14 protein-coding genes are annotated in these 12,365 nt (G+C 53.0%); 10 read left to right on the top strand and 4 right to left on the bottom strand.

Annotated features, from left to right (window positions below):
* Positions 1-41 precede the first annotated feature (41 nt).
* From RB297_RS21555 to RB297_RS21510, 10 genes are all read left to right on the top strand, one after another.
* Entirely contained in the window at positions 42-728 is a 687-nt protein-coding gene (locus RB297_RS21555) for a hypothetical protein (RefSeq protein WP_375121392.1), read from the top strand.
* A gap of 48 nt (positions 729-776) precedes the next feature.
* A complete protein-coding gene (locus RB297_RS21550; RefSeq protein ID WP_277747484.1) occupies positions 777-1,253 on the top strand; it encodes a hypothetical protein in 477 nt (158 codons plus the stop codon).
* 184 nt (positions 1,254-1,437) lie between these two features.
* Positions 1,438-1,899, top strand: coding sequence for an NUDIX domain-containing protein (locus RB297_RS21545; protein ID WP_012818419.1), 462 nt, complete (start codon positions 1,438-1,440; stop codon positions 1,897-1,899).
* A 70-nt stretch (positions 1,900-1,969) separates the two neighbouring features.
* Complete coding sequence (locus RB297_RS21540) at positions 1,970-2,173, top strand: DUF4177 domain-containing protein (protein ID WP_009595662.1); 204 nt, start codon at positions 1,970-1,972, stop codon at positions 2,171-2,173.
* 25 nt (positions 2,174-2,198) lie between these two features.
* Positions 2,199-2,948 carry a DUF3891 family protein gene (locus RB297_RS21535; protein ID WP_332296830.1) on the top strand — a complete coding sequence of 250 codons (750 nt, stop codon included), beginning with the start codon at positions 2,199-2,201 and terminating at the stop codon, positions 2,946-2,948.
* A 103-nt stretch (positions 2,949-3,051) separates the two neighbouring features.
* Positions 3,052-3,228 carry a hypothetical protein gene (locus RB297_RS21530; protein ID WP_009595674.1) on the top strand — a complete coding sequence of 59 codons (177 nt, stop codon included), beginning with the start codon at positions 3,052-3,054 and terminating at the stop codon, positions 3,226-3,228.
* A gap of 318 nt (positions 3,229-3,546) precedes the next feature.
* On the top strand, positions 3,547-3,744 hold the full coding sequence (locus tag RB297_RS21525; protein WP_012818421.1) for a hypothetical protein: 198 nt from the start codon (positions 3,547-3,549) through the stop codon (positions 3,742-3,744).
* Positions 3,745-3,962: 218 nt separating this feature from the next.
* Positions 3,963-7,043, top strand: a complete 3,081-nt coding sequence (locus RB297_RS21520) for a hybrid sensor histidine kinase/response regulator (protein WP_375121391.1) — start codon at positions 3,963-3,965, stop codon at positions 7,041-7,043.
* Between the two features lie 36 nt (positions 7,044-7,079).
* Positions 7,080-7,448: a LytR/AlgR family response regulator transcription factor gene (locus tag RB297_RS21515; RefSeq protein ID WP_213579907.1), complete on the top strand. Its 369-nt coding sequence runs from the start codon at positions 7,080-7,082 to the stop codon at positions 7,446-7,448.
* A gap of 120 nt (positions 7,449-7,568) precedes the next feature.
* Positions 7,569-8,582, top strand: a complete 1,014-nt coding sequence (locus RB297_RS21510; RefSeq protein WP_096777136.1) for a serine hydrolase domain-containing protein — start codon at positions 7,569-7,571, stop codon at positions 8,580-8,582.
* A gap of 125 nt (positions 8,583-8,707) precedes the next feature.
* On the opposite strand, the gene RB297_RS21505 is transcribed toward RB297_RS21510, so the two are convergent.
* The 4 genes from RB297_RS21505 to RB297_RS21490 are packed head-to-tail and all read right to left on the bottom strand — an operon-like array spanning position 8,708 to position 12,171.
* Complete coding sequence (locus RB297_RS21505) at positions 8,708-9,319, bottom strand: response regulator transcription factor (protein ID WP_051425405.1); 612 nt, start codon at positions 9,317-9,319, stop codon at positions 8,708-8,710.
* Complete coding sequence (locus RB297_RS21500) at positions 9,252-10,478, bottom strand: sensor histidine kinase (RefSeq protein WP_375121390.1); 1,227 nt, start codon at positions 10,476-10,478, stop codon at positions 9,252-9,254. The genes RB297_RS21505 and RB297_RS21500 overlap by 68 nt, the downstream gene beginning before the upstream one ends.
* 20 nt (positions 10,479-10,498) lie before the next feature.
* The gene (locus RB297_RS21495; protein ID WP_012818425.1) at positions 10,499-11,245 is read right to left on the bottom strand and encodes an ABC transporter permease; all 747 of its coding nucleotides are present in this window, start codon (positions 11,243-11,245) and stop codon (positions 10,499-10,501) included.
* Positions 11,246-11,247: 2 nt separating this feature from the next.
* Positions 11,248-12,171, bottom strand: a complete 924-nt coding sequence (locus RB297_RS21490) for an ABC transporter ATP-binding protein (RefSeq protein WP_192570100.1) — start codon at positions 12,169-12,171, stop codon at positions 11,248-11,250.
* Between the last annotated feature and the right edge of the window lie 194 nt (positions 12,172-12,365).

Genomic DNA, 12,365 nt, shown 5'->3' with positions numbered 1-12,365 from the left:
GATTAAAGCAGGTTACCACGGGTCTTCCTATTTGTTATAATGTGGAAAATGGATTCGTCGAGGAGGAGATACAACTGAAAGGCAAAATCCTCTCCATTTCTGCCATCATCCTGGGTTTGCTCTTCATTTCCAATCAGCATCTGGGCTATTCGTTCGGGGATGATCTGTTCCGCTGGGCAGGGATCTCCCCATGGACTAAGCAAGGCAACTATGGTCTTCATCTGCCCGTTATTGCAGGTCTTATCTTATTGACGATCGGCATTCTGCGGGTAACGAGCATTTATCGCCCCTTTTATCCGAAGATTTTGAGCCGGGTAATGATCGGCTGTGTCGCATGGTTCGTCGTTTTTCCATTCGTATCGGAGTCCGTCATGTTTGTGGCGAATTTCAATTCGAGCGGAATATCCAGCGTCGCCTATACCAAAAAAGACAGCAAATGCGATTATCGTACAGAGAACGAGGCTATTCTGGCACACTGCCAGATTCAAATTTACAGTTACGGCACCGAGCGGCAGGTAACGGTACGCCCGCTAAGCCTTGATATTGGCGGAAGGACGATTGATTTCGAGCCTAAGGTGGTTACGGTTCGGCCGCGAGGCCGGATAGAGATTCGCGAAACCTTTGACGGTTTCTTGGATCAGCCGGACCCTTCCTACAGTATGTCCGGCGGAACGAACGAGCCGGGCATCGAGCTGATCGTCGATGGCAGGAGCAAGCAGGTGAAATAGCCTCCCGTTACGAACGAAGGTACATGACTCTGATATCCGAGGTGGACCATGCCGAATTTTCTTCGCACGGAAAGGTATATGAAAATATCGCTGATTACGCTTCTGTTGTTGGTCATGTGTTCATCGCCCGCTGCGCTTGCCTCATGGGCTTATTCGTTTGTCGTGAATGACGGGAAGATCTATGTCATGTCGGAAAATCCCGTGGAAGCGTCTGCGCTTGGAGACGTGGTGGGAAAGGTCACCTACCATACGGATCGGGAAGGGACCTACAGCGGTAACTTCTCCAATGTGTACCCGAAGGGTACGAAATACTATGCGGTCCAGGGAATCGCCCCCGAAACCGCCATAGCGGTTGAGACGCAGGCCGGCTATCTCATGGCTCATTATGAGGGCGAGTATGGGGGTGCCCGTGTTTCGTGGATGGTCATCAAGGATTGGATTGCCGCAGGGCTGATCCTGTTGATCGTTGGGTGCGTGGCGGTCATCGTATTAAAGAAGCGGAAGGATGGCTCATACAGGCGCTAGCAAAAAGAGCCGGACCGAGAGTTATGCTTCCAGCGCAAAACAAGCCGGTATTCTTTGAGCATGCTCATGGTATACCGGCTTGTTATCGGTTTGTACCAATATGCAGACAGTGGGTTCGCCTATAGAGGATTTATTTTTGCTACAATAGAAAATAGAAAGAAACGTTACGATAAGGAGATTGCCCATGAAACCGATTCGAAACTCGGCCAAAGCGATGATTGTCCGAGATCACCAAATCCTTTTAACGAAGAATGTAGACCAATGGGGGGACTTCTATCTGTTCCCTGGCGGCGGGCAAGAGAAGGGCGAAACCTTGGTGCAAGCCGTGGTTAGGGAGTGCCTGGAGGAAATCGGGCGCAGGGTGGAAGTTCAAGATCTGCTGCATGTCCGTGAATACATAGGGTCCAACCACGAGTTCGCGGAATGGGATTCCGACGTGCACCAAGTGGAGTTTTATTTTGAATGCCGTTTGGCGGATGAGGGGGATCTGTTTCAAGGACATAACCCGGATGAATACCAGGTGGGCGTGGAATGGATCGATTTGTCTTCATTGGATGGGATACGAATATATCCCCGCTCGCTGGTCAAGCCGCTGATGGATAAAGCGGGACGCTCAGCGGTTTGCTATGTCGGGGATACGAACTGATGGATGTCTGCAGGTTGGAAGGTCTCGAGGTTTGTTGTCAAAATCAATGGGATAACGGGGGATGCCGACTATGGATCAATGGGAATACAAAACGCTGAAATACAAAACCGGAGGATTCCTTGGGGGGAAAGTGAACGAAGAAGAATTCGAAGATTTACTGAACAGCTACGGGATTGACGGCTGGGAATTGATCTCGTGTTTCGATACGAGCGTGCATCAAGGCCAGTCCAGAGATATCATTGCCGTGATGAAACGAAAGGCTTATCTGGGGTAAGGACGAATCGAAGGGAGATGATCGGATGATCATTCGCGAGACGGAAGATGCTTTTGTTATGACGACCCAGGACGACCATGGCCGCTTCTCCGGCGATGTGGCCCGGGGCTTTCGGAGAGAGCTGTTTATGGATGAGACGGTTAGGGAAGAAGTGCTGCTGGCTATAACCGAGCATGACCGCGCCTGGCTTCGGATGGATGATACGCCGATCTGGAATGATGCAAGCCGGACTCCGTTCACTTTTATCGATTATCCGGTCATGCCGAAGATGCTGATGTATACCAGGGGCGTAGATGAGATCGAAGCGATGAGTCCGTATGCAGGGTATCTCTGCAGCCTTCATTTCGCGTCATTTATGAAAAACGCCACCGAAGCGCCGCTGGTGGAATTCTATCATGACGAGCTGGATCGGCAAAAACGGCTGCGTGATCATTATTCGTTTCCGGGCGAAGCCGTGATTCACAGGCAGTTTGGCCTGCTGCAGCTGTGCGACGACATCTCGCTCTATGTGAACATGAACGCGCCGGGTGTTTCCAAGGATCAGGAGCATCCATGGTTCAAAGAGGGCTTCGATATGACGATCGATGGGGAAAGGGTCTTGGCGGCCTGGGCCAGCGAACATGAGATCAGATTGAGTCCGTTTCTGTTCGAAGGAGCATGGTCGGCTACGGTGAAGTGGAAATACGTGCTGAAGGCGGAGATTGTTGCTCAGGGAGTGGCGAAGGCTTTTGATGGTGCGCCGTGGACCGAGCAGACGATAACTTTTATACGGTAGCCTGAATAAGCAATCATACTTCGCAGCCCAAAATATGATATGATCACGACAGCGGCACGTAGACTGGACAGACTTGATTCTGTAGGAATGTAGAGGATGAACAATGAAGAAAAAAGAATTTTTGATCGTGGCACTGCTTAATTTTTTGGCCGCGATAGCGTTCTTGGTGGTTGTTTTCATAACGGATCGAAGCTCATGGCAATGGGGATTCGGAATCGTTTCCTTGTTGTTTGCGATTGGTGGAGTAGGAAACTTGGTATTGCATGCCAAGAACAAATAACCCCCCCTCCCTCCAGGGTGGTCCGGATTAGATTTCAGGAAAGTAGCATACACCAGGGAGCCGCAGGCTTCCTGGTTTTGTGCCGGTTCCAGGTTTGATTTTTTCCGGAGAAGGGGGAGGTTCCGATAACATGGATCATAAACGATTCATGTCTTTACTTGTGATCGTATTTATGTGATAATATTCACAAATAAAAATCCGGCATCCATGATTGCTTTTTAATGGCGGTCGGCCGGGCTTCGATTCATCACAGCATGTTAACCGATATAGAAATGTCTTGATGTCGATGTTGTTTTAACAAGCAAAGGAGCGTTAATCATGAGGAATCATGGGATTTGTGTCAGCTGCGGCGGTAAGGTATATGCTGCCTCCAATCGTTGCGTTCAATGCGGAATACCGCAGCCGTCCGGTCCATCCAAACAAGCATTTATGCTGCAGGTCGCCGCGATGATCGGGGTCGGTTTGCTTATTTTTGCGGTCCCGGTAATTCTGCTGACCATGTGGGCGAAATATTAGTCCAATATGTAAATTGTATAAGTCAGCCCTTCTAGCAAGCCGTGATCCGGATTCATAAATGATGAATTCGCACGGTTGGCAGGAGGGTTTTTTTCATGCTTGCAGAGAATAGTTTATAGGGGATTCTTCAATCTTGATTCCAAATGCCGATATTTGGGGTAGCTTTGCAGCTCTATGTTGGCAGAATCCTAACATTTATATAGAGAAGTAGGTCAGTCATGAACAAAAAACGGCGCGTGATGTTTGCGGGGTTGGCACTGGTTATACTCTTGCCCATATGGTTTATCGTTCGGTTTATCGTGACCCCGAATGTAAGTCCTGAAGCTTTCCAAGGAAGACTTGATTTAACAGCGTGGGACTTTTCGAAGGAAGGCGGGGTCCCGCTCAACGGGGAGTGGGAGTTCTATCGGGGACAGCTGTTAACCCCGGAGAGCTTTGGACCCGGAACACCGAATGAGAAGAGGCCGTCTCCCACAAGCGTCGTATCGATACCCGGCAAGTGGAACCGCTATGTTACGGAGAACGGCGAGTCCGGGCCTGAGGGTGTCGGAACGTTTAGGATGGTTGTTCGATTAAAGGCGGAGGAAGGCATTTACGGCCTTCATACCGGCAACATACGGACGGCTAACCGGATCTTTATGAACGGTCAGGAGATCGGGGCCAGCGGCTCCCCCGGCATGTCGGAAGCGGGGAGCACACCGAACAATATTCCCTACGTCGGTTATGCCCAGATAAGCGGGAAGGAAGTTGAAATCCTGGTCCAGGTGACCAACTTTATCTATTCTTCAGGCGGCATCTATTCACCGCTGATATTCGGGGATATGAAAGCGGTGATGAAGAGCCGTGAAACCGCCGTGTTTGTCGATCTGATGACCCTCGCGGGCTTCCTGATTCCTGCTATGTACTTTTTGCTGCTGTATCGAATGCAGCGGAACGAGAAAGCGCTCCTGTATCTGGGGCTCTTCTGTCTGTCCTCGATGATCTACGTGGCTACGCACGGCCAGAAGCTGTTGTCTTCGGTATGGCCCGATCTTTCATATGAATGGTTCATCCGGATTCAGCTGGTTTTTTCCGCCTTCGTGTATTATTTTTTGCTGCGGTATATAGCGGAAGCCGTTCAGGGCCTTGTTCACCGATGGGCCCTGCGTTTAAGCAATGCGGCAACGATGATAGCCGTTGGAATCGGGCTTGCATTGCCCACGGTTGTCTTCTCGAAAATGGAGCCGGTCATTTATATGTTCTCGGTATTTATCATTGGATATATCACGTTCGTGATGGGAAGGGGAATTTGGCGAAGGTCTGCGGATACGGAATTTATGGTGATCGGCATTCTGAGCATTATGGTGGTGATTGCCGTCCATGTACTCAGCTTAATGGGAGTTTACAACAGCCTGGCCATCGTTCCGCTTGAGATGCTGCTGTTTGTGGTAACGCAGGCGATGCTGCTTGCTCAGCGCTTCTCCAGGGCGTTTACCGACGTAGACCAGCTTTCCCGAAGACTGCTGACCTTGGATGGTTTGAAGGACGAATTTATGGCGAATACATCGCATGAACTTCGAACCCCTCTGCATGGCATCGTGAATATTGCCCAGTCCCTGATGGACGGAAGCTCAGGCTCCGTGAGCGATCGACAGTCCAGGGAGCTGTCCATGATTGTGTCCACCGGCAAGCGGTTATCCACGCTCGTGAATGATATTCTCGATTTTAGCAAATTGAAAAATGGGGAGATTGTGCTTAAACGGCAGCCGGTCGACCTGAAAGCCGTCACCCAATCCGTGCTCGAAGTGGTGACGCACCTTGCCGCGGGCAAACCGCTTTCCCTGAAGCAGGAATGGCCGGACAATCTGCCATGGCTGGATACCGATGAGGATCGATTGCGGCAAATTCTGTATAACCTGCTTGGGAATGCAGTGAAATTCACGGAGACGGGAACGGTACAGGTCACCGCGCATGCGCTGAACGGCCATGTGCGGATATCGGTGACGGATACGGGGATCGGCATCTCACCGGAGCGGCTGGTCGATGTGTTCAAATCCTACGATCAGATCGGATATGCATCCGATCGGGAATATAGCGGCACGGGCATCGGACTGAGCATTACGAAGAAACTGGTAGAGCTGGGCGGAGGGGAAATTTGGGCCGAGTCTATGCCCGGTGCGGGTTCAGCCTTTCACTTTACGCTGCCGTCTACGCAAATCCCCCCGCAGGCAACATGGGCCGGCTTCGGAGGAACGGGGGAAGTCCTGGTCGCCGCGGCAAAGGAACGCGTTCCCGAGCAGGATGAGCCTAGGCAGCATTCGAAGGGGTCTACCGTGCTGCTGGTTGACGATGATCCGGTTAATCTGCAGGTGCTTCGCAGCCTGCTATCGGCGGAAAATTACCATTTGATTACCGCAGGCAACGGAGCCCGGGCACTTGAGCACATCCGGTCGGGGCAAGGGATCGATTTGGTCATCACGGACTGGATGATGCCGGGGATGTCCGGATTGCAGCTGTGCATGACGGTCCGGCAGCAATTCACGCTCTTCGAGCTGCCCATGCTCATGCTGACAGCCCGAAGCTTGCCCGACGATGTTCGAACAGGCCTGCAGGCGGGGGCGAACGATTTCCTGAGAAAGCCGGTGGAAGCCGATGAGCTGCGAGCGAGGGTCCGGAATCTGCTGGAGCTCCGGCGGTCCGTTCGGCAGACCATTTCGGCGGAGATGGCTTTCCTCCAAGCCCAGATCAAGCCGCACTTCATGTCGAACGCGTTGAATACCATTCTGGCCGTGCTGTATACGGATCCGGACAAAGCGACGCGGCTGCTGATCGAGCTGAGCCATTATCTGCGTGGCAGCTTCGACTTCCAGAACCGCGACCAGCTTGGCCCGCTGCAGAAGGAAATGGCCTTATTGCAGTCTTACTTGTTCCTGGAACAGGCGCGGTTCGAGGATCGTTTAACCGTTGAATATGATGTTCATGCGCCATTAGATGCCTTGGTACCGCCGCTCAGTATACAGCCGATCGTGGAAAACGCGGTGCGGCATGGGATTACGAAGCGGATATCCGGGGGAACGGTCCATATTTCCATTCATGAACGCGAAGGGCAGATTACCATTTCCGTTTCGGATAACGGCGTCGGCATGAGCGAGGAGAAGGTTAACGCCTTGCTCTCCGCCGCGTCCGATTCGGGTGGTGGCGTGGGGCTTCGAAACATACACGCCCGATTGCTCACGCTGTACGGCAAAGGCCTTCAAATCGAGAGTCGGCCCGGGAACGGTACTTCCGTAAGCTTTGAGGTGCCTTCTTCTCGTCCGTGATGTGACGAACAACGAATAGGGGGAGGGATTGACGACATGAAAGCCATCGTGATTGATGATGAGAATCCGGCGCTGATGCATATGCAGCGGCTCATTGAACGTGATGGGCGCCTGCAGGTGGCAGGCATGTTCACTCGGGCTCAGGATGCAATAGAGCAATGGCGATCCTGCAAGGCGGATGTTGTATTTTTGGACATCGATATGCCTGGAATGACCGGGCTGGAAGCAGGCGAAAGACTGGTACTGCTTGAGCCTGACGTTCATATCGTCTATGTGACGGCCGAAGCCGCGGATTCGCCGGAGTGGGATGCCCGCCATTATTTATTGAAGCCGGTGGATCCGGAACGTTTCAGCCTCACGGTTACGCAGTTGGAGCAGCGCAGACATGAGCGGAGTTCCCTCTGATGGGCGGAACGCAATTCCGGAATTCGGGGTATTTTTTCGTTAAACTGGTCTTGTACCGGGATCCCCTTTACTCATTCATGTTAAAATATGCCTATCCTAGATAAAGGATGGGATCAACAGATGATACATAAAATGGAGGAATGGGCTGCCAACAGCCATTTTTCGGGAACGGTGCTCTTAACGGATCAAAATCGCAACATCATATGGAATGCCGCCTTCGGCTATTCCAATCGGGCCGACCGCATCCCGAATCAAGCGGACACCAGGTTCGGCATCGCTTCAGGCTGCAAGCTGTTCACCGGGATTGCGGTTTGTCAGCTTATTGAACAAGGCAAGCTGTCGCTGGACAGCAAGCTGAGCGAGTGTCTGGATATTCGCCTGCCGCATGTTAGCCCGGAGATTACGGTGTTTCATCTACTAAGCCACACCTCAGGCGTTCCGGATTACTTTGATGAAGAGGTCATGGACGACTTTGAGGATTTGTGGAAGGCCGTGCCGATGTATACGCTCCGGAGTGGAAGGGACTTTCTCCCTTTGTTCCAGAATGAGCCCATGAAATTTCAACCCGGCGAGAGATTCCACTATAACAATGCAGGATTTGTGTTGCTTGGCCTGATCGTTGAACAGCATGCCGGCCTGTCGTTTCGGGATTATGTCCAGCAGTTTGTTTTTGAGCCTTGCGGCATGAACGATTCGGGATATTTCCCGCTGGATCGCCTGCCTGCGAATACGGCTTACGGGTATATCGATGAGGAGGACGGTACGTGGAGAACGAATCAGTATGCCATTCCGATTCAGGGTTATGCCGATGGCGGGGCGTATGTGACGGCGCCGGACATGGCAAAGCTATGGAGAGGGCTCTTGTCCAATACGCTGCTCTCGGCATCGATGACGGAGCAGCTGCTGGCTGCCCATTCGCACGACCCGGACAGTGACCTGAAATATGGGCTTGGCGTCTGGATCACCGAGAAGAATGGAAATGTGTACAAATATCATGTCATGGGCTACGACCCTGGCGTGAATTTCCGATCCGCGTATTATCCGGACACCGGGCATACGTTGGTCGTGGCATCCAATGCCAGCGACGGCGCTTTTGAAATGATGCAAACCATAGAGGAAGCTTTATTCAATTGATACCGTGATAAAAACAGGCCCGGGCAATGAACACGCCCGGGGCTGTTTCTCTATGGGACGGTCGTTTACAAAACGTATTAAGCCATACCGCCCGCGCCTCGTAAAGGCCTCCAGGGGCTGCCGGCCTATATCCATCCCTTCTCTTCCGCCAACGAGATGGCCTCGATCCGGTTCTTGGCATTCAGCTTGCTTAGAATCTCGGACATATAGTTGCGGACCGTTCCGTAGGACAAGTGCAGCTTCGCTGCGATATCATTGGAGCTGTTTCCGTCTGCGGCCAGCCGCAGCACTTCCCGTTCGCGTTCGGTAAGCGGGTTGGCACCCGCACCGGACAACGTCCCGAATACGAGTTCAGGGGAAACTTCCCGGCGCCCATCCATCACTCTCCGGATGGCTTCCGCCAGCCGTTCGCTGGGCTCGTCCTTGAGCAGGTAGCCCTGGACGCCGGCCTGTACGGCCCGCTCGAAATAACCGGGCCTGGCGAACGTAGTCAGGATGATAACCCGGCTGGCATACCCGCGCCGCTTTACTTCCTCCGCCACCTCGAGGCCGCTGCGCACAGGCATTTCGATATCCAGCAAGCAAACATCCGGTTGATGGATGGCAATCTGCGATAGGGCTTCCTCGCCGTCGCCGGCTTGACCGATCACATCGATATCGTCTTCAAAATCAAGCAAGGAAGCCAGAGCGCCGCGCAGCATTCGCTGGTCCTCGGCTATCAGCACTTTGATGCTCATGGGTGGTGTCCTCCTTCCGGTTCTTGATGATGATCGGAACGCGAATGCTCAATTTCGTGCCTTGCAGCCCGGAGACGGCCTCAACGGTGCCCCCGATGAGGGACAGTCGTTCCGCCATCCCCTTCAAGCCATTGCTGTCGGTACTGGATGCCCCAGCATCTTTGCCCTTAAGGCCGATTCCGTTGTCCGCCACCAACAGCCGCCATTCATTATCCAGCGACTCGATGTCGATTCGGCACTGGCTTGCCTGGCTGTGCTTCACCACGTTGGTCACGGCTTCCCGCAAGCAGAGGCTCAGAATGTTGTGGGCCAAGTCGGATATGCCCTCCAGCTTGGGATCACCGGTGGAGACCAGCTGGATATCGGCGCTCTCCAGAATGATCTGGGCCTCCAATAATTCCTCGGGCAGGGTGGCGGTCCGCATGTCGGATACCAGTTCACGCACTTGGCGAAGCGCGGCCCGCGAGGTATTCTGGATCTCCCGGGCCTCCAGTTGGGCCTTCACGGGGTCCTTAGCCGCCAGCTTCTCCACAAGCTGGCTCTTCAACGTGATGAGAGACAGGGTATGACCCAAGGTGTCGTGAAGATCCCTGGCAATACGCATCCGCTCTTCGCCTTTAATCAGATTGCGGATTTGCTCGTTAGCCTCGGCGAGCTCCCTCTCCAACTCCTGTCGCCGGTTCAGCGAGCGGATGCCGAAGGGCGAAAACAGCATGATGAGAAAGAAAGGAATCATAAAGAGCAGATCCTTTCCCAGCATGCTCGCGTTCTTGATTAAAGGAATCGTCTCGATGATGCCAAACAGCACGAGGGATATCGTGAATTTGCGCCGGTCGGTATACCAGCCGATGAAATTGGCCGTAAAAAAGCCCATGTACATGTAGGTCGGGTGATACCACATGCAGAGAATGAAAATGATGGACATCTGAATGCCCAGCCACACAAAGAAACGAGGGGTACCCGCGGCGAAGTAGAGCTGGCGGTAGGTGACAAGAAACAAGCCGATCAGCGCAAAGCCGATCCCCATCTTCCAGCCTTCCTCGCGCAGCATGTTGATCACGGGAAGGGACATATAAATGAGCCATAAATAGGGGAAAAACCCCAGCTGCGTTGGAAACACCTCGAACCCTGCGGATTTTGCCTCTTTCAATTTTTTCATGAAGCCATCATCCTATCTCCTTAATCGGCTTGTTGTTTTTTCCGAATATAGGTGGATAGTAACATAAATACGACCAAATATCCTGCCAAAACCATGAAATTGTCCAGGCCCGGCGCTTCTCCGCGCACGATCGACCAGGCGCCTCCGCCGAAATGGTAGGAAGGCATCCACTTGCCGATGGCCTGCATGATGGAAGGCATCGCTTCGATCGGGAACCACATCCCGCCCGTAACGGCCAGTCCCAAGTAGATGCCGTTGCTGACGCCGCTTGCCGTATCGACCCGTTTCATGGAGCCGATCAGGGTGCCGATGGCAAGAAACGGAACGGATGCGATCAGAATCCACAGTCCGCTGAGCAGCCATTGTCCGAAGGTGAGGGAGACGCCGTTAATCAGGTAGCCGGCTACGAAAATCACGATGATGCAGAGCAGATGCATAACCGTCTGCACAAACATTTTGCCGAAGAAGTACACGCTGCCGGGAAGCGGCGTTACACGCATGTATACGGCCCAGCCCTGTACTCGTTCCTGAACGAGTCGTATGCCGAGGGACATGATGGCGGTCCCCATGACGCTGAAGGATGCCATCGACATGAGATAATGCGCCTGCCATTGTCCGGCATCGTCCGCCCCCGTATTCACGACGCGGGTAAAAATGAAATAGAACAGGATCGGCATCGCCAGCGACCAGAAAATATAATACGGATTGCGTACCATCCGAAGCAATTCCATTCTGCATTGTAAGGTAATCAGTTTCCAGGTTGTCATGATTATACGGCCTCCCCTTGATCCATCGTTAATAGGTCAAATGCTTCATCCAGACTTCCTTGATCGATGCGAACGTCGCGTACGGCGAGCCCGGCCCGGAACAAGGCAGCCAGCGCCGTGTCCGTATCATCCGTGACGGCGTTCAAACGGCCATTGTTCTCAAACACATCGGTGACGCCGGGTACTTCACGCAGCAGCTCCTTGACCTGCCGGTGGTCTGCATCCACGATAAAGGAGACCGACCTTCGGGTCAGCTTGGCTTTGATCGCTTCCGGCGTGCCGTCTGCAGCCACCTGACCCTGATGGAACAGCAGTATGCGGTCTGCCATATCGTCCGCCTCTTGCAGGTAGTGCGTGGTGAACAGGATGGTTTTTCCCTGATCGGCCAGCTTGCGCACCGTCTGCCAGAATAACCGGCGTGCCGAGGTATCCAGGCCGACCGTCGGCTCGTCGAAGAATAACAGCTCGGGGTTGCCTGCAATCGCCAGCGCAAAGCTGAGTTTGCGTTTCTGGCCGCCGGACATTTTAACGGCCCATTTGTTAAGCTCTTCGGGTGTGAGCCCGCTTAGCAGGGCGATGTCGTCAAGCGACAGCGGATTCGGATAATAGCCGCGAATGAGGTTGATGATCTCGCGTGTGCGAAGCCCGTCCATGACGCTGACTTCTTGAAGCATGGCGCCGATCTTCTCTCTGACCTTCAAGTCCTTCGGGCTTTGGCCGAACAGGAGAACCTTGCCTTCGCTGGCGTCCTTAAGGCCCAGCATCATGGAGATGGCGGTTGATTTGCCGGCCCCGTTAGGACCGAGAATGGCTGTGATGGATCCTTTTTCTATCGTAAACGACACTTGGTTGACGGCTTTTTTGCTCCCGAACATCTTGGTTACCTGCCGCAGCTCTGCAATAGGTTCATGGATTGGGTTTGTCATGGAATCGCTCCTCCGTAATCGAAATGATCTGTTCTCATCATACGAAAGCGAAGGAGTTGCCGTTAGTAAAGGATGTCATCACTTCGGAGTGACTTTTGTCATGTTGGATTTATCGGGGGGAGTTGGGGAAGCAAGATTATGAACAAACAGGGGCGATTTCGAATGTGCGTGTATGCGTTTACACATGCGAATTT

Origin of the sequence: Paenibacillus sp. CR_12 (assembly GCF_041953985.1) — a bacterium.
Taxonomy (GTDB): domain Bacteria; phylum Bacillota; class Bacilli; order Paenibacillales; family Paenibacillaceae; genus Paenibacillus_AQ; species Paenibacillus_AQ lautus_A.
This window is presented reverse-complemented; position numbering and strand designations above follow the sequence as displayed.

Bases quoted from the DNA above. Each gene is read 5' to 3' on its own strand.
- RB297_RS21515 (WP_213579907.1), top strand. From the start codon at position 7,080: ATGAAAGCCATCGTGATTGATGATGAGAATCCGGCGCTGATGCATATG.
- RB297_RS21530 (WP_009595674.1), top strand. From the start codon at position 3,052: ATGAAGAAAAAAGAATTTTTGATCGTGGCACTGCTTAATTTTTTGGCC.
- RB297_RS21540 (WP_009595662.1), top strand. From the start codon at position 1,970: ATGGATCAATGGGAATACAAAACGCTGAAATACAAAACCGGAGGATTC.
- RB297_RS21505 (WP_051425405.1), bottom strand. From the start codon at position 9,319: ATGAGCATCAAAGTGCTGATAGCCGAGGACCAGCGAATGCTGCGCGGC.
- RB297_RS21500 (WP_375121390.1), bottom strand. From the start codon at position 10,478: ATGAAAAAATTGAAAGAGGCAAAATCCGCAGGGTTCGAGGTGTTTCCA.
- RB297_RS21495 (WP_012818425.1), bottom strand. From the start codon at position 11,245: ATGACAACCTGGAAACTGATTACCTTACAATGCAGAATGGAATTGCTT.
- RB297_RS21535 (WP_332296830.1), top strand. From the start codon at position 2,199: ATGATCATTCGCGAGACGGAAGATGCTTTTGTTATGACGACCCAGGAC.
- RB297_RS21520 (WP_375121391.1), top strand. From the start codon at position 3,963: ATGAACAAAAAACGGCGCGTGATGTTTGCGGGGTTGGCACTGGTTATA.
- RB297_RS21525 (WP_012818421.1), top strand. From the start codon at position 3,547: ATGAGGAATCATGGGATTTGTGTCAGCTGCGGCGGTAAGGTATATGCT.
- RB297_RS21490 (WP_192570100.1), bottom strand. From the start codon at position 12,171: ATGACAAACCCAATCCATGAACCTATTGCAGAGCTGCGGCAGGTAACC.
- RB297_RS21550 (WP_277747484.1), top strand. From the start codon at position 777: ATGCCGAATTTTCTTCGCACGGAAAGGTATATGAAAATATCGCTGATT.
- RB297_RS21510 (WP_096777136.1), top strand. From the start codon at position 7,569: ATGATACATAAAATGGAGGAATGGGCTGCCAACAGCCATTTTTCGGGA.
- RB297_RS21545 (WP_012818419.1), top strand. From the start codon at position 1,438: ATGAAACCGATTCGAAACTCGGCCAAAGCGATGATTGTCCGAGATCAC.